18 protein-coding genes are annotated in these 14,918 nt (G+C 68.8%); 8 read left to right on the top strand and 10 right to left on the bottom strand.

What is annotated here, in order from left to right; translation table 11 throughout:
- The 3 genes from DMH03_RS07165 to DMH03_RS07155 form a co-directional block, all read right to left on the bottom strand.
- Window positions 1-288 carry a hypothetical protein gene (locus DMH03_RS07165; protein ID WP_125791134.1) on the bottom strand — a complete coding sequence of 96 codons (288 nt, stop codon included), beginning with the start codon at window positions 286-288 and terminating at the stop codon, window positions 1-3.
- Entirely contained in the window at window positions 285-602 is a 318-nt protein-coding gene (locus tag DMH03_RS07160) for an SAV_915 family protein (protein ID WP_125791133.1), read from the bottom strand. The genes DMH03_RS07165 and DMH03_RS07160 overlap by 4 nt, the downstream gene beginning before the upstream one ends.
- 163 nt (window positions 603-765) lie before the next feature.
- A complete protein-coding gene (locus DMH03_RS07155) occupies window positions 766-2,226 on the bottom strand; it encodes a peptide MFS transporter (RefSeq protein WP_199748696.1) in 1,461 nt (486 codons plus the stop codon).
- A 208-nt stretch (window positions 2,227-2,434) separates the two neighbouring features.
- On the opposite strand from DMH03_RS07155, the gene nhaA reads away from it, so the two are divergent.
- From nhaA to DMH03_RS07135, 4 genes are all read left to right on the top strand, one after another.
- On the top strand, window positions 2,435-3,631 hold the full coding sequence (gene nhaA / locus DMH03_RS07150) for a Na+/H+ antiporter NhaA (protein ID WP_125791132.1): 1,197 nt from the start codon (window positions 2,435-2,437) through the stop codon (window positions 3,629-3,631).
- 98 nt (window positions 3,632-3,729) lie between these two features.
- On the top strand, window positions 3,730-4,218 hold the full coding sequence (locus DMH03_RS07145; RefSeq protein ID WP_125791131.1) for a phage holin family protein: 489 nt from the start codon (window positions 3,730-3,732) through the stop codon (window positions 4,216-4,218).
- A gap of 11 nt (window positions 4,219-4,229) precedes the next feature.
- Window positions 4,230-5,153, top strand: coding sequence for an alpha/beta fold hydrolase (locus tag DMH03_RS07140; RefSeq protein WP_125791130.1), 924 nt, complete (start codon window positions 4,230-4,232; stop codon window positions 5,151-5,153).
- Window positions 5,150-5,566 (top strand): DUF1992 domain-containing protein, encoded by a 417-nt coding sequence (locus tag DMH03_RS07135; protein ID WP_125791129.1) that lies wholly within the window; start codon window positions 5,150-5,152, stop codon window positions 5,564-5,566. The genes DMH03_RS07140 and DMH03_RS07135 overlap by 4 nt, the downstream gene beginning before the upstream one ends.
- An 87-nt stretch (window positions 5,567-5,653) precedes the next feature.
- Here the strand turns inward: DMH03_RS07135 and DMH03_RS07130 are convergent, their stop codons facing one another.
- Genes DMH03_RS07130 through nth form a run of 4 tightly spaced genes read right to left on the bottom strand, consistent with a single transcriptional unit; the run spans window position 5,654 to window position 8,825 of the window.
- Window positions 5,654-6,838, bottom strand: a complete 1,185-nt coding sequence (locus DMH03_RS07130) for a MarP family serine protease (RefSeq protein WP_125791128.1) — start codon at window positions 6,836-6,838, stop codon at window positions 5,654-5,656.
- Window positions 6,839-6,844: 6 nt separating this feature from the next.
- Window positions 6,845-7,552 (bottom strand): CoA pyrophosphatase, encoded by a 708-nt coding sequence (locus DMH03_RS07125; RefSeq protein ID WP_125791127.1) that lies wholly within the window; start codon window positions 7,550-7,552, stop codon window positions 6,845-6,847.
- Complete coding sequence (locus DMH03_RS07120) at window positions 7,549-8,145, bottom strand: TlpA disulfide reductase family protein (RefSeq protein ID WP_125791126.1); 597 nt, start codon at window positions 8,143-8,145, stop codon at window positions 7,549-7,551. Before DMH03_RS07120 ends, DMH03_RS07125 begins: the two co-directional genes overlap by 4 nt.
- Window positions 8,142-8,825, bottom strand: coding sequence for an endonuclease III (gene nth / locus DMH03_RS07115; RefSeq protein WP_125791125.1), 684 nt, complete (start codon window positions 8,823-8,825; stop codon window positions 8,142-8,144). Before nth ends, DMH03_RS07120 begins: the two co-directional genes overlap by 4 nt.
- Window positions 8,826-9,063: 238 nt before the next feature.
- Here nth and DMH03_RS07110 point away from each other — a divergent pair, with 238 nt between their 5' ends.
- The 4 genes from DMH03_RS07110 (at window position 9,064) to dnaN (ending at window position 12,958) form a co-directional block, all read left to right on the top strand.
- Window positions 9,064-9,315: a hypothetical protein gene (locus tag DMH03_RS07110; protein ID WP_005166943.1), complete on the top strand. Its 252-nt coding sequence runs from the start codon at window positions 9,064-9,066 to the stop codon at window positions 9,313-9,315.
- Window positions 9,316-9,474: 159 nt separating this feature from the next.
- Window positions 9,475-10,149, top strand: a complete 675-nt coding sequence (locus DMH03_RS07105) for a Crp/Fnr family transcriptional regulator (protein WP_003081747.1) — start codon at window positions 9,475-9,477, stop codon at window positions 10,147-10,149.
- A 472-nt stretch (window positions 10,150-10,621) separates the two neighbouring features.
- Window positions 10,622-11,884 (top strand): MFS transporter, encoded by a 1,263-nt coding sequence (locus DMH03_RS07100; protein ID WP_199748772.1) that lies wholly within the window; start codon window positions 10,622-10,624, stop codon window positions 11,882-11,884.
- Between the two features lie 9 nt (window positions 11,885-11,893).
- Entirely contained in the window at window positions 11,894-12,958 is a 1,065-nt protein-coding gene (gene dnaN, locus DMH03_RS07095; protein ID WP_125791123.1) for a DNA polymerase III subunit beta, read from the top strand.
- Window positions 12,959-13,044: 86 nt separating this feature from the next.
- Here dnaN and DMH03_RS07090 read toward each other — a convergent pair whose 3' ends face one another.
- From DMH03_RS07090 to DMH03_RS07080, 3 genes are read right to left on the bottom strand one after another with little or no spacing between them, the layout of a single operon-like run.
- Window positions 13,045-13,296 carry a glutaredoxin domain-containing protein gene (locus tag DMH03_RS07090; protein WP_125779656.1) on the bottom strand — a complete coding sequence of 84 codons (252 nt, stop codon included), beginning with the start codon at window positions 13,294-13,296 and terminating at the stop codon, window positions 13,045-13,047.
- On the bottom strand, window positions 13,293-14,063 hold the full coding sequence (locus tag DMH03_RS07085; protein WP_125791122.1) for an MBL fold metallo-hydrolase: 771 nt from the start codon (window positions 14,061-14,063) through the stop codon (window positions 13,293-13,295). Before DMH03_RS07085 ends, DMH03_RS07090 begins: the two co-directional genes overlap by 4 nt.
- The gene (locus DMH03_RS07080) at window positions 14,060-14,872 is read right to left on the bottom strand and encodes an NUDIX domain-containing protein (protein ID WP_125791121.1); all 813 of its coding nucleotides are present in this window, start codon (window positions 14,870-14,872) and stop codon (window positions 14,060-14,062) included. Before DMH03_RS07080 ends, DMH03_RS07085 begins: the two co-directional genes overlap by 4 nt.
- Window positions 14,873-14,918 lie beyond the last annotated feature (46 nt).

Here is a 14,918-nt window from a genome sequence, read left to right as displayed (position 1 = left end):
TCAGCGCCCCCCGGCCGCTTTACGGACGTCTTCTCCCGCGGCGTGGTCCTGCTCGCGGTAGCCCTTGTTCGCCGAAGCGACGTCGTCGCCGGCACCGGCCGCGCCGAGCACCAGCGCGCTCGCGTTCTCGACGAAATGGGCGAGGATGCCGACGACCGCCGTCGTACCGACTCCCGCGTCGGGAGCGCCGGGGACCGAGTTGCCCAGCTTGTCGACGTCGGAGCTGGCGTTGCGAAGCGTGCTGGCGATGCCGTCGAGGACGTCGTGATCGACCTTCGGCCCGGTCACGCCGCCCCCTCCTGCCGTTTGTCCTCGGGAATCACGACGTCGAGCAGCAGAAGCTGAAAGGGCTGCGCCTTCTGCAACGCGTCGAGCCCGGGTGTCGGCATGACGATCCACGGCTGATGCGGACCACAGCAATCGTGCAGGCGATCGAGCGCGGAATAGGCGAGGAGCGCGACCCTGCCGTCTCTCGTCGTGCGCATGGCGACGCGGGCTTCATTGGCGTCGGCCACCGCTTCCATACAGGGCAGGTACACGACCGGCGGGAATTCCCGCGGGATCGGCTTGCTTTCCGGCTGTGCGTTTTCGGGACTGGTCATTTCGTCAACCCTGGTGGTCCGTTTTGCGTCGTCCATGGCGATCGTCTCAGTTCGCCGGCTTTGACGCAGTTCGACGCCGTGGGGTTCCCAGTCCGGAATGGACGAAGGCCCCCTTCCCGCGTTGTGCGCCGGAAGAGGGCCTTCATCAGGTGATTCGGAGCGTCTAGTGAACGCCCTTCATCAGCTTGCGGATCATCGGCGTCGCCACCAGGAGCGCCACACCGACCACGATGGCCACTCCGCCGACGATGCTGAAATACGGCGCTTCGTTCTCCACCGAGTAGAACTCGGCGAGCTTTCCGGACATCGCCGTACCGAGCGAAATGGACAGGAAGTTCAGCGCCACCATCTGCGTCCGGAACGCCTCCGGCGCGAGTTTGGTCGACAGCGAGAGGCCGACCGGCGAAAGCATCAGTTCCGCCATGGTGAACACGAACAGGATGCCCGCCAGCGCGAGCAGCGGGCTCGCGTTCTTGCCGCTGCCGACCATCGGGAGGAACAGCAGGAACGCCAAGCCCATGGTGACGGTGCCGAGCACGAATTTGATCGGCGAGGACGGCTGCTTGGGGCCGAGTTTCGTCCAGATCGCCGCGATCACCGGCGCGAACAGGATGATGAACACCGGGTTGATCGAGTTGACCCACGCCACCGGCATCTCCCAGCCGAAGACGGTGCGGTTCAGCCGCTCGTCGGTGTAGGCGGCGACGACGGTGAACTGCTGCTGGTACAGCGAGAAGAACGCCGCGCTCGCGATGAACATCGGGATGAACGAGTACACCCTGGTGCGTTCGTCGGAGGTGATCTTCTTGCTGCTGATGATCACCACGAAGTAGATGACCGAGATGACCGCGACGGCCCCGACGACGATGTCGACCAGGTTCGCCGGGTTGATCACACCGAACACCACCAGCAGGACGATCGCCGCGACACCGACCGCGGTGCCGGCGTAGACCACCGGGCGCTGCGACGCGGGCAGCGGGTTGGGGATCTCGCTCGCCTTCTCGCCGAGGTTCTTGCGGCCGATCGTGTACTGGATCAGGCCGAGCGCCATGCCGACCGCGGCGAGCCCGAAGCCGACGTGGAAACCGATCTCGCTCTGCGCGAGCCCGGTCAGCAGCGGCCCGACGAAGCCACCGACGTTCACGCCCATGTAGAAGATCGTGAAACCGCCGTCACGGCGCTCGTCACCTGGCGCGTACAGCGTGCCGACGATGGCGGTGGCGTTGGACTTCAGCCCGCCGCTGCCGACGGCCACGCAGACGAGGCCGACACCGATGCCCGCGAGACCGGGCAGCACGGCGAGGCTGACGTGCCCGATCATGATGAGGATCGCGCTGTAGAACAGCGTCCGTTCGGAGCCGAGCACGCGGTCCGCGACCCAGGCGCCGATCACGGCCGACAGGTAGACCATGCCGCCGTACGCGCCGACGATGCCGAGCGCGGAGGCCTTCGGCAGCGCCAGGCCGCCCTGGCTGACTTCGTAGTAGAGGTAGATCGGGAGGATGCCGAGCATCCCGTAGAACGAGAAACGCTCCCACATCTCGACGCCGAAGAGGTTCGCGAGCCCTCGTGGGTGCCCGAAGAACCTCGTGTCTTGCTGGACCTCGGTAGAGGTACTCACCATGCCGTCCTTAGTGAAGACATCGTTGTCGGTTTCCGGTTGACATGCTAGAAGCCCACCATGTGGACGGGACACCGACGTCCGCATGATCTCTGTGGCAGCTGTCATGAAAGCGAGATTTCCGCAGCTTGAGGCATTAAAATTGCGTCAAGGTGCGCCGGGAAGTCTGGTCGGCAACAGTGTTCGTCGACGCCGAAACCCGGAGGATGCCTTGTCCGGCCCCAACCGCCCCGCCAAAGCCGTCGCCGAGTTCGCCCGCTACCTGCGCACGGAGACGACCGGCGGGTTGATCCTGCTCGGCGCCACCGCGATCGCCCTGCTTTGGGCCAATTCGCCCATCGACGACCTTTATCGCGCGATCCGTGATTTCCGGCTCGGCCCCGAATTCCTCCACCTGAACCTGACGATCGGCGACTGGGCGAAAGACGGCCTGCTCGCGCTGTTCTTCTTCGTCGCGGGGCTCGAACTCAAACGCGAACTCGTGGTCGGCGAGCTTTCCCGGTTCAAACAGGCGATCCTGCCGGTGGTCGCCGCGATCGGCGGCATGATCGTCCCGGCGCTGGTCGCGCTCGCCGTCGGCTGGGGAACGCCGGGCATCGAACGCGCGTGGGCCATCCCGGTCGCCACGGACATCGCGTTCGCGCTGGGCGTCCTCGCGCTGACCGCGTCGAACCTGCCGAGCAGTGCCAGGGTCTTCCTGCTCTCGCTCGCGGTGGTCGACGACCTCGGCGCGATCCTCGTCATCGCGATCCTGTTCACCGCGAAGTTCGACCTCGTCGCCGCGGGCGTCGCCGTCGTCGCGCTCGCGTTGTACGCGTACCTGCAGAAGCGCCGTGTCCGCAGCGCCTGGATCTACGTGCCGCTGGCCTTGATCACCTGGATCGCGGTGCACTCGGCGGGCGTCCACGCCACCATCGCCGGCGTCGCGCTCGGCCTGCTCACCCGCGTCCGCGCCGACGAGGGCGAGGAGCACGCGCCCGCGATCCGGCTCGAACACCGGTTGCAGCCGTGGTCGGCCGCGGTCGCGGTGCCGCTGTTCGCGCTGTTCGCGGCCGGGATCAAGGTGGACGCCGAATCGCTCGGCGACGTGTTCACCACGGCGTTGCCGCTGGCCATCCTGGTCGGGCTGGTCGGCGGGAAGCTGATCGGGATCTTCGGCGCCAGCCTGCTCGCGGTGAAGTTCAAACTCGCGGAGAAACCCAGGGGGATGGGCTGGCGGGACATCGGCGCGCTGTCGATGCTCGGCGGCGTCGGGTTCACGGTGAGCCTGCTGATCGCCGATCTCGCGCTCGACGGGGAGTCCGTCGAACTGGCGAAGGCGGCGGTGCTGATCGCTTCGGCCATCGCCTCGCTTTCGGCCGCCGCGATGCTCGTGCACCGCAGCCGCGTGCACGCGAAGGACGACTGAGAACCCGGCCCCGCGATCGTGGTCGCGGGTTCACCAATGGACATTGAGTAGGCGACACTCGCCGGTCCGCCGCGCCCGTGATCGGGGCACGTGGCACGATGACCGGTGTGAGCAGCCCCAAGCACGAACGTACCGGCCCCGACGGCGTGGGGGCCGTGCCCTACCTCCCCCTGTCGAGCGATGACGACGTGGTAGCGAGCGAGCAGTCCCTCGGGAAACTCGTCGGCGATGCCACACAGCACGTTTCGACGCTGATCCGCGCCGAGGTCGAGCTGGCCAAGTCCGAGGTCGTCGCGGAGGCGAAGAAGGGCCTCAAGGGCGCCATCTTCTTCCTTGTCGCGCTGGTCATCGGCCTGTACAGCTCGTTCTTCTTCTTTTTCTTCCTCGGCGAACTGCTGTCGGAGTTCCTGCAGCGCTGGGCGGCGTTCCTGATCGTGTTCGGGCTGATGCTCGTCTCGACGGCGGCCGCGGGCTTCCTCGGCTACCGCAAGGTGAAGAAGATCAAGGCGCCGGAGCGCACGATCAACAGCTTCAAGGACACCGCCGCCGCCTTCAAGCCGCGTCACGGCGCCGAAGACCAAGACTGAGTCTTCGAGCGGTGCAGGCGACACCGGATCCGTCGATCGTCCGGATCGACGGCCCGTGGACCCATCGTGACGTCTCGGCGAACGGCATCCGGCTGCACGTCGCCGAACTCGGCGACGGGCCGGTGGTCCTGCTGCTGCACGGGTTCGCCGAGTTCTGGTGGACCTGGCACCACCAGCTGACGGCGCTCGCCGACGCCGGTTTCCGCGCGATCGCGGTCGATCTGCGCGGTTACGGCGACTCGGACAAGCCCCCGCGCGGCTACGACGCGTGGACCCTGGCCGGCGACGTCGGCGGGCTGATCAAGTCCCTCGGCGCGCGCAAGGCCCATCTCGTCGGACATGCCTGGGGCGGCATGCTCGCGTGGACGGTCGGCGCGCTGCATCCCCGGCTGGTGTCTTCGGTCAGCGTGCTGGGCGGCGCGCATCCGCTGGCGTTGCGCCGGGCCGTCCGGCGGCCGGGACAACTGCGCGCGTCGGGACATCTGTTCCGTTTCCAGGTACCGATGGCGCCGGAAAAATGGCTGGTCAAGGACGAAGCACTTGCCGTCGAAGAGCTGTTCCGCGCCTGGTCCGGTCCACAGTGGACGGACACTTCCGACTTCACCGAGACCGTGCGGACGTTCCGGCAGGCGATGCTCGTGCAGGGAGTGCCCCACAGCGCGCTCGAGTACTACCGATGGGCGTTCCGCGCGCAGTTCCGCGGCGAAGGCCGCCGGTTCAGCGAAGCGCTGCAAGGCCGCTTCGCTCCCCGCGTACTGCAACTGCACGGCGAGGAAGACCGATGCGTCCTGCCCGAGACGGCGGCGGCGTCGCGGCGCTGGGCCCCGGACGCCCGTCTCGAGCGCTGGCCAGGCATCGGGCACTTCCCGCATCTGGAGGCCCCGGAGCGCACATCTGTGGCGCTGCTGGACTTCCTCCGTATCTTGGAAGCATGACCGAGCGCAAACCGACGGGCATGTCGTTCGAGTCCTGGGTGGACCGGCAGGTCAGCGCCGCGGAGGCGAAGGGCGAGTTCGACGACCTTCCCGGCGCGGGGAAACCGCTGCCGAAAACCGACGGCAACGACACGGCTCTGGCCTGGGTGGTGAACAAGGTCCGTAGCGAAGGGCACGACGTATCGGCGCTGCTGCCGCCGTCGCTGGCCATCGCGAAGGAACTCGACGACCTGCCGGACACGCTGGCGCGGGTGCGCCGTGAGGCACGGGTGCGGGAGATCGTCGAGGACCTGAACGAACGGATCCGCGCCGAGCACCGGCGTCCGGCGGGCGGCCCGGTGCTGCGGGCACGGCCGCTGGACGTGGAGGAGACCGTCGCTTCTTGGCGCGAGGGACTGTCGTCAGGCTCCTGATTCACCCTCCGCGCGTGCTAGGAACGGTCCGTTCATTGCAAATTTTGCAATGAACGGACCGTTCCTAGCATCGGCGAAGGGATCAGCTCAGTTCGCGCAGGGACCGGTCGACGCGTTCGCGCTCAACGCCGGTGCCGTGTCCACCACGGGCCGCACCTGCTCCGAAGTCAGCGTGAAGCCGGTCTCCGGGTCTTCGACGGCCGCGCCGAAGACGACCCCGATGACCTCGCCCTCGGGGTTGATCATCGGCCCGCCCGAGTTGCCGCTGCGGACCTGCCCGCGCACGGTGAACACGTCACGCTGCACGGTGTTGGACTCGTAGATGTCCGGTCCGCGCAGGTTGATCCGGCCGCGCACTCTGGCCGGGGTCGCGGTGTACGGGCCGTCGAGCGGATAGCCGAGCACGATCGCGTTGTCGCCGGCCCGCGCGACCCGCGGCGTGAACGGCAGCACCGGTGCTTGAAGCCTCGGCACCGCGAGCACGGCGACGTCGGCCTCGGGGTCGAAGTAGACGACCCTGGCCGGGAACTTGCCCGAAGTCGACTCGATGGCGACCTCGTCGGTCCCCGCGACGACGTGCGCGTTCGTCATCACGCGCTGCGGCGCGACGACGAAACCGCTGCCTTCCAGCGCCCGCGAGCACGAAGTCGCGTTCCCGCGGATCTTCACGACGCTGCGGTGCACCTGTTTGACGATCGCGCTCGCCTGCAGGGCGGTGTCCGGCGGGCTGGTGTCCTGGACGTTCGGCTTCTGGAACGGGTCCACAATGGACGGGAAGCCCGACGCGTCGAGCAGTTTGCGCAGTTCGCTCGGGAAGCCCTGCGCCGCGTCCGGCATGACGTTGTTGACCTCGCCGAGCACGACCGAGCTGTTGATCGACTTCGCCAGCCCTGGCACTCCCGAGACGGCCGTGAGCGGCGTCGCGATCAGCCAAGCGACCACGAACACCACGGCGGCCTGGACCACCGCGCCGAGTGTCTTGTCGACCCCGGAAAGCTTGTCCGGGTTGATCTTCTGCCGCAGTCTCCGGCCGGCCCAGACCCCGAGGGTCTCGCCAAGCGCGACCAGGAACACCACGGTCGCCACCGCGAAGGCGACCTTCGCCGCCGGATGTTCGAAGAGTTCGACGATCAGCGGCGCGATCTTGATCCCCGCCAGCGCGCCGAGCACCACTCCGACCAGCGAGGGAAGGGCGATGATCACCCCCTGGAACGCGCCGGACACGCCCGCCAGCAGCGCGAGGAGGATCACCAGTACGTCGACCCAGTTCACCGGCGCCTACTCCTTCTCCGGCACTTGCCGCCCGTCGACCCGCGCCTGATGTTCGGCCAACGCTACGTCAAGGTCCCGGACGTCGCCGTGGTCCCAGTCCCGTTCCCAGCCACCGAGCGACAACGTCCTCGCCAGCAGGCCGCCCGTGAAACCCCAGACGAAGAGCCCGCCGACGTCGAACGCGGGCCCCTTCCAGTCGTAGCCCTTGCGCGTCACCTGGAACCGGTTGGCCGGGTCGGTGAGTTCCGCGACCGGCACCCTGGCCACCGCCGCCGTCTCGCCGGGATCGACGGCGTGCACGGGCGACGGTGTCCGCCAGTAGGCGAGCACCGGCGTCACGGCGAAGGCGGACACCGGCACGAACAGTTCCGGGAAGATCGCCACCGGCAGCACGCCCGAGGGTTCGACGCCGGTCTCCTCCTCGGCCTCGCGCAACGCGGTGCCGACCGGCCCGTCGTCGTCCGGCTCGGCTCCCCCGCCGGGGAAGGAGACCTGGCCCGCGTGCGAGCCGAGGGTGTCGGCGCGGCGCTGGAGCAGTACGTCCGGCCCCTGCGGGCCCTCGCCGAAGAGCATCAGGACGGACGCGGACCGGTAGCTCGCGTCCGGCGGCACGCTGAACCGGCTGAAGGTGGCCGTGTCGAGGTCCCCGCTGATCTTGACCAGCGGCTGCAACCAGGCGGGCACGGCGTCGGTGTCCACGAGGGGGCCGGTCATGGTTTCCCTTCCACAGCGGCGCGCATCTGGTCAGTGTTCAGGAAGACGCGTGGGTTCTCGATGAGCCTGACGTCGCCACCCGCCGTGACCAGGTACGTCGCGGGAAGGGAGGAAGGGACCTTTAGTGCCGTCCGCACGGGGCCCGACTGTCCGTCACCGTCGAACACCGACGGCAACCGGACACCAAGGTCGCTCAGCATGGCCAACCCGTCGGCCCCGGAGCTCGCGACCTGGACGAGGAGCACGCGGGCGGCGCCGGGCAGCGCGGCGTACTCCTGCAGCAACGGCAGTTCGGCGCGGCACGGCTCGCACCACGACGCCCACAGGTTGACCAGCACGGGACCGCCCGAGAGCACCTTGGCGAGGTCGACCCGGGAGCCGTCGCCGAGACATTCGACGTCGACGCCGCGCAGCTTCGCCACCTCGCCCGGCCCGGGCGGCGGGCAGGGAGCGAGCGCGGCCTTCGCACGGGCGGCCGTGAGATCCCCCGACGTCTTGGCGGGCTCCTGGCCGTCACGGGTGGTGAGCAACGCGACGATCAGGGCCACCACCAGCACGGCGGCGCCGAGAGCCAGTTTGGTGACCCTGGTCACCGGCGCGCCGCCAAGTCGAGGATGTGTTCGCGCTCTTCGCCCTTGACCAGCTTCGCGGCCTCTTCGAACTCAGTCGGGCCGGTTCCGAACGAAGGGCACATCTTGGCCAGCGGGCAGGCGCCACAGGCGGGTTTGCGGGCGTGGCAGACGCGACGGCCGTGGAAGATCGTCCGGTGCGACAGGAGCGTCCACTCCTTGCGCGGGATCAGCTCGCCGACGGCGTGCTCGACCTTGACCGGGTCCTCCTCCTCGGTCCAGCCCCAGCGGCGGACCAGGCGGCCGAAATGGGTGTCGACGGTGATCCCGGGGACCCCGAAGGCGTCGCCGAGCACGACGTTGGCCGTCTTGCGGCCGACACCGGGCAACGTGACGAGGTCCTTCAGCTTGCCGGGCACTTCGCCGTCGTAGCGCTCCACCAGGGCGGCGCCCAGCCCCATCACCGAGTTCGCCTTGGCGCGGAAGAATCCCGTCGGCCGGAGGTACTCCTCGAGTTCGGCGCGATCGGCGCCGGCGTAGTCGGCGGCGGTCCGATAGCGCGCGAAGAGCGCGGGCGTGACCTGATTCACGCGGACGTCGGTGGTCTGTGCCGACAGCACGACCGCGACCAGCAGTTCGAGCGGGTTGGTGAAGTCAAGCTCACAGTGCGCGCCGGGGAACTCGTCGTCGAGGCAACGCTTCATCCGCCTGGCGCGTCTCACCAAGGCGAGCCGGCTTTCACCCGCACCCCCCGCACGGGGGGCATTGGTGGGGGCAGGAGGCACCCCGATAGCCTACGGGCGCCATCGGACGAGCCAGTGGGGAGCACCCGCCGGTCGACGGCCGACACGCCAGAACACCACCTCGGCGCTTCGATCGAGGACGCCATGAGCGAGGATCTGGAGTAATGCACAACTTTTCGGAATTCCCGGGGCAGGGCGCATGACCGTCTGGTTCGTCATCCTCGTTCCCTTGGTGATCATGTTCTTCGCGCTGTTCATGGAACGCGTGGAGACCCGGCTCAAGCACGTCGCGGTGCAGGAGAACGAAGTCGAGGAGTTCCTCGAGCAGGCACAGCCCAACGAGGTCAGGGCCCTTTACGGGCACGGCATCGGGCGCGCGCTCGAGCTCTTCCGGCTGCGCAGGCTCGGCGGGAAGGCGGCCAGGCTTCGCGCGCGACGCGTGCGGAGTTAGGCTCCACGTTCGAGCGAGATCGTTCCAGGCACGCGCGCACGTTCGGCGTGCCGACGAGCGATCTCGCGCGCACGACCTAGACTGACGCGAAAAGTGATCGACGACACGGTCCTCGGCAGATGAGGATCGACGTCGTATCTCGATGAGGAGGCACCCGAGGTGGACGAAACCCTGGCCCGAGCGGGCATTTTCCAGGGTGTTGAGCCGGCAGCCGCCGAGGCGCTGGCACAGACCTTGGAATCCGTGGAGTTCCCTCGCGGGCATGTCATCTTCAACGAGGGTGAACCCGGCGACAAGCTTTACATCATCCAGTCCGGCAAGGTGAAGATCGGCCGCAAGTCACCGGACGGCCGCGAGAACCTGCTGGGCATCTTCGGCCCGTCCGACATGTTCGGCGAGCTGTCCATTTTCGACCCCGGCCCGCGGACGTCCAGCGCGACGACCGTGACCGAGGTCCGCGCGGTGACGATGGACCGACCGGCGCTGCGGCAGTGGATCTCCACCCGCCCGGAGATCGCCGAGCAGTTACTGCGCGTGGTCGCCCGCAGGCTGCGCCGGACGAACAACATGGTCGCCGAGCTGATCTTCACCGACGTCCCCGGACGCGTGGCGCGCGCGCTGCTGCAGCTCGCGCAGCGGTTCGGCAGCCAGGAAGCCGGTCTGCTGCGGGTCACCCACGACCTGACGCAGGAAGAGATCGCCCAGTACGTCGGCGCTTCGCGCGAGACCGTCAACAAGGCTCTCGCCGACTTCGCGCACCGTGGCTGGCTGCGGCTCGAAGGCAAGAGCGTCCTGATCCTGGACCCGGAGCGTTTGGCACGCCGCGCCCGCTAGTCCCTTGCTTCAAGCGCAATGAAGGGGCCTTTCATCGCAAATTTTGCGATGAAAGGCCCCTTCATTGCATTCGCGTGACCCAGCGCGGGAGAAACAACGAAGAGCCGGGCGCCACCCCCGACGTGGCGCACCGGCTCTTCGCTGTGCGCGGACCATCCCCCGACGATCCGCGCTCCCCGCCCTCCGGAACAAGGCCCCGACCCGTACGCCGGAGGGAGCTGGAGACTGTGTGGTTGTCGTACAACCATCCACGGCCATCGGCCGTGAACTCAAGTTCTTTCACTCTCAAGGACGCCATCTGCGTCGATTTGTTGCCCCGAATGACTCAGAATCGCCTGACTGTTACCCGATCGTGACGAACCGGGCCGGTTCATTGCCCGACGTACCCGAATCCGGTGGTGACCAAACTTACCGGCACAGAACTGGTACTCGCGTACCAGAGTAGTTCATACTGGTACGCGTGTCCCAGTCTGTGTCCGCCTCCGCCGAGAGCCACCGCACCTCCCTCGCCGACTATCGAGCCGCGCTGACCGCGCCCGGATCCCGCGCGGCGGTGATCGCGTCGCTGCTCGCCCGCCTGCCGATCGCGATGATCGGCATCTCCGCGCTGCTCTACGTCCAGCGCGAGACGGGCTCCTTCGCCTCGGCCGGGCTGGTTTCGGCCGGGTCGCTGGTGGGTGTCTCGGTCGGCGCGGTCGTGCAGGGACGGCTCATCGACCGCTTCGGGCCGACACGGCCGCTGCTGACCACCACGGTGTTCTTCGCGCTGGCGATGACCGGGCTGGTGTTCGCCATCGAGGCGCACGCGCCGACCCTCGTGCTGGTCCCGCTCGCCTTCGGCACCGGGATCACGGAACCGATGGTCGGCTCGGCCTCCCGGGCGCTGTGGACACGGCTGCTGCCCGCCGGGCCGACGCGGAACGCCGCGTTCTCGTACGAGGCGATCAGCATGGAGGTCTTCTTCATCCTCGGCCCAGGGTTCGCCGGGCTGCTGATCGCCGCGCCGTGGGCGGGCACCGGCATCGTGACCGGCTCGCTGACGATGATCGCGGGTGCGGTGCTGTTCGCGCTGAGCCCGACCGTGCGGGCATGGGGACCATCGCCTTCCTCGGGCGGCAAACTGCTCGGCGCGCTGGCCAGCCCCGGCATGCGCACGCTCGCGATCGCCGCGCTGGGCTTCGGCGCCGTGATCGGCTTCGTCGAGGTCGCCGTCCCGGCGGCCGCCGCCGAAGCGGGGAACACCTCCATCGGCGGGCTGCTGCTCTCGGCCTGGTCGGTCAGCTCGGTCGCGTTCGGCGTCGCGTACAGCCTGCGCCCGTGGCCGCGTCAGATGGGCCTGCGGCTGCCGGTGCTGCTGGCGGGCTTCGGCGCTTTGGTGGCGCTGCTCGCGCTGCCCGGTTCGCTCTGGGGCCTCGCGCTCGCCATGCTCGCCGCGGGCGCGCTCATCACGCCACAGTCGACGACACACTCGGCGGCCATCGAGATCGCCGCGCCGAAGGGCACGGCGGCCGAGGCGTTCGGCTGGGTGCTCACCGCGGTGACCCTCGGTCTGGCGTTCGGGCAGTCGATCAGCGGTTACCTCGTCGAGCACGCCGGGCACGAAGCGGCGTTCCTCGCCGCCGGCGCCGTCGGGTTCGCGCTCGCCGCGGTCGTGTGGCTGATGCGCGGAAGCTTCCGCCCGCGGCCTTCCGGGCCCGTCGCCGAAGCCCCCGAACTTGTCGGTGCCGCCCGCTAACTTGCGGGCATGGACCTGACTGCCGACACCCGCTCCCTCTCGTCCGCCGTTTCCGCCGCCGCACGGTTGCTGTCGGCCCGCTCCGGTCTGCTCCTGCGTGCCGGGCGGGAAGGCCTGACCGTCGGCGGCAGCGACAGCGAACGAGCGGTCCGCCTGACCAGCGACGCCATGGTCCACACCGATGGCGAGGTCCTCGTCCCGGCCGGGCCGCTCGCGGAAACGCTGCGGATGCTCGACGGCGATTTGGTGCGCCTGGTCGTCGAGGGATCACGGCTGGCCGTGCGCGTGGAAGGCGGCCGGTTCGCGCTTCCGTTGCTGAGCCGCGAACTGAACCTCCCGGACATGCCGCCGAAGGTGTCCGAAGTGGACGGTCACGCGCTGGTGACCGCTTTGCGCACGGTCGCGGGCACGGCCGCCAAGGACGACGCGCTGCCGATGTTCACCGGCGTCCGCGTGCAGAGCTTCAGCCGTGAGCTGCGGCTGACGGCGTCCGACCGGTACCGGATGGCCGTCGCCACCCTGCCGCTGCGTTCCGAAGGCGAGCCGATCGACGCGCTCGTCCCGGCGGGCCTGCTGGCCGAGACGGCGAAGCAGGCTCGCGGCATCGTCGGCCTGCACGGCGACAGGACCCGATTCGGCCTGAGCTGGGCAGGAGTCACCGTCACCACCGCCGTCCTCGACGCGGGATTCCTGTCGGAGAAGCTGATCGAGTCGTCCACTGTGGACACGACGGTCGAGGTCGCCGCCGACGCGCTGGCCGCCGCCGTGCGCAGGGTGGGCGTCTACGCGGACGAGCGCCGGGTACTGACGCTGGAGGTCGGCGACTCGCAGCTGCGGCTCGCCAGTTCGAAGCAGGACACCGGCGAGGCCGAGGAGACCTTGAAGGCCGAGGTTTCGGGCGGCCGGACGTCACCCTCGTTCCAGGCGCGCTACCTGCTGGACGCGCTGCAGGGTTTCGCCGGGGAGCGGGTGCGGCTCGACATCCAGCCCGGTATGCGGGCCTGCGTCATCCGCGCGGTGGAGCCGGGCGATGTGGAGCTGACGTATTACGTGATGCCCATGCTGCCGCGTTGACACCGGCTCATCCCCTGCCGAACGCTATGAACGGTCCGTTACTTGCAAAATTTGCAAGTAACGGACCGTTCATAGCATTTGGCGACTCAGGCGGAAGCAGCCTTCACAGCGGCCTCGATCTCACCGAATGAAGGGTTCACCATCGCCTTCGAGCCCACGAAGACCGTCGGCACGACCTCGTTCCCGTTCGCCACCGAACGCACCCGCGCGGCGGCGTCCGGGTCCTCCCAGATGTTGACCCGCTTCACGGTGAAGCCGCTCTTCGACAGCGGCCGCTCCAACGCGGCGCAGAACCCGCATCCGGGCCGCCAGTAGAACTCGACCTCGACGTCACTCATTCGCCGTCCTCCGACCTCAGGTAGTCCAACTGTGCCTGCACACTCCACTCCGCGGGCGCCCACAGAGCCTTGTCGACATCGGCGTAGACGACCTCGACGACTTGGCGCGGTGTGGCGTCGGCGCCGAGCGTCTCCAAGGCCGAACGTACCTGGTCGAGCCGTTCTTCCCGGTGCGCCAGGTATTCGCGCGCGGTCGCGGCCAGATCGGGCAGTTCCGGGCCGTGGCCCGGCAGGCCGATGGTGCCGCCGGGCAGCTCGATGAGTTTCCGCAGCGAGCGCAGGTAGTCGCCGAGGTCGTGCAGCACGGTGGTGCCGCGGCCGAGGATGGTGTCACCGGTGAGGATCTGCCCGTCGGACACCAGGCAGATCGAGTCGCCGGTGTGTCCTGGCGTGTGCAGCACCGACAGCCGGACGCCGCCCGCCTCGATCACTTCACCGTCCACAAGGGACTTCCCGCCGACGCAGAGCGACTCGTCGAAGGCCCGCACCGGTGCGCCGACGCGGTCGGCGAACCAGGGCGCACCCTCGGCGTGGTCGGGGTGGTGGTGGGTCAGGACGATCAGCTCGACGGCGCCGGTCTCCGCCAGCAGCGTCAGGTGCTCGACGTCCTCGTGGCCGGGGTCGACGACCACGGAACCGGACGCGCCGGAGCCGCGCAGCACCCAGGAATTGGTGCCCTCCAACGTCATCGAGGACGGGTTGTGCTCCAGCAGCACGGAAGCCGTCGGCGTGACCTGGCGCAGCACGCCGTACGCGGGGGCGCTCACGCCGGGTCCAGGATGACGCGGACCTTGTCGCCGTCGCGCACCAGCGTCGGCATGATCTTCGAGATCTCGCGTTCGACGGCCTGAGCCGCGGCCGCCGAGTCGAATTCGGCCAGTTCCGCGAGGGTGATCCAGGTCGGAGGCATGAGCATGCGGCGCCCTTCCTTGGCGTCGGCGATGGCCTCTTCGGGCCGCTGCCAGCCGGAGCTGACGGCTTCGGAGGTGGCGCTGTCCGCGTCTTGCCCCTCGGGCAGCACGGCGACGAAGAAGCAGGTGTCGTAGCGGCGCGGTTCCTGCGGCGGGGTGACCCAGTTCGCCCACGGGCGAAGGAGATCCGCGCGCAGCGTCAGGCCGTTCGCCTCGAGGAACGCGGCGAGCGAGAGCTCTCGGGAGACCAGCTTTTCGCGGGCGTCGTGGTAGGGCGTCGTGTCGGTGACGACGGTGTCCCCGGTGCTCGCGAGCAGTACGCCCGACTCCTCGAACGTCTCCCGCACGGCCGCGCACACGAGGGCGCGGGCCAGCGATTCGTCGCAACCGAAGCGTCCCGCCCACCAAGCGGGCTCCGGGCCCGCCCAGCTCACCGAGGTGTCGACATCGCGGGAATCCACGCCACCGCCGGGGAAGACGGTCATCCCGCCCGCGAACGGCATGCCCTTCACCCGATGCTGCAGGAAGACCTCGACGCCGTCGGCGCCGTCGCGGAGGAGGATCACGGTCGCCGCGTCCTTGGGCGTCACCGGCTCGCCGTCGGCGTTGGCCCGGGTGCCCACCCCGGCCCCCACCGGGATGTCGAATGTCAGTTCTTCAGCCACACCAGCAACCTAACATCGCAATTCGTCCTCTGGATGCGGTAGTTGC

It is taken from the genome of Amycolatopsis sp. WAC 01376 (genome assembly GCF_003947415.1).
In the GTDB taxonomy this organism is placed as follows: domain Bacteria; phylum Actinomycetota; class Actinomycetes; order Mycobacteriales; family Pseudonocardiaceae; genus Amycolatopsis.
Note: the sequence above shows the minus strand (reverse complement) of the source record. Positions and strands in the feature narration are given on the sequence as shown.

Bases quoted from the DNA above. Each gene is read 5' to 3' on its own strand.
- DMH03_RS07160 (WP_125791133.1), bottom strand. From the start codon at position 602: ATGACCAGTCCCGAAAACGCACAGCCGGAAAGCAAGCCGATCCCGCGG.
- DMH03_RS07155 (WP_199748696.1), bottom strand. From the start codon at position 2,226: ATGGTGAGTACCTCTACCGAGGTCCAGCAAGACACGAGGTTCTTCGGG.
- DMH03_RS07145 (WP_125791131.1), top strand. From the start codon at position 3,730: ATGACCGGTGTGAGCAGCCCCAAGCACGAACGTACCGGCCCCGACGGC.
- DMH03_RS07135 (WP_125791129.1), top strand. From the start codon at position 5,150: ATGACCGAGCGCAAACCGACGGGCATGTCGTTCGAGTCCTGGGTGGAC.
- DMH03_RS07125 (WP_125791127.1), bottom strand. From the start codon at position 7,552: ATGACCGGCCCCCTCGTGGACACCGACGCCGTGCCCGCCTGGTTGCAG.
- nth (WP_125791125.1), bottom strand. From the start codon at position 8,825: ATGAAGCGTTGCCTCGACGACGAGTTCCCCGGCGCGCACTGTGAGCTT.
- DMH03_RS07110 (WP_005166943.1), top strand. From the start codon at position 9,064: ATGACCGTCTGGTTCGTCATCCTCGTTCCCTTGGTGATCATGTTCTTC.
- dnaN (WP_125791123.1), top strand. From the start codon at position 11,894: ATGGACCTGACTGCCGACACCCGCTCCCTCTCGTCCGCCGTTTCCGCC.
- DMH03_RS07090 (WP_125779656.1), bottom strand. From the start codon at position 13,296: ATGAGTGACGTCGAGGTCGAGTTCTACTGGCGGCCCGGATGCGGGTTC.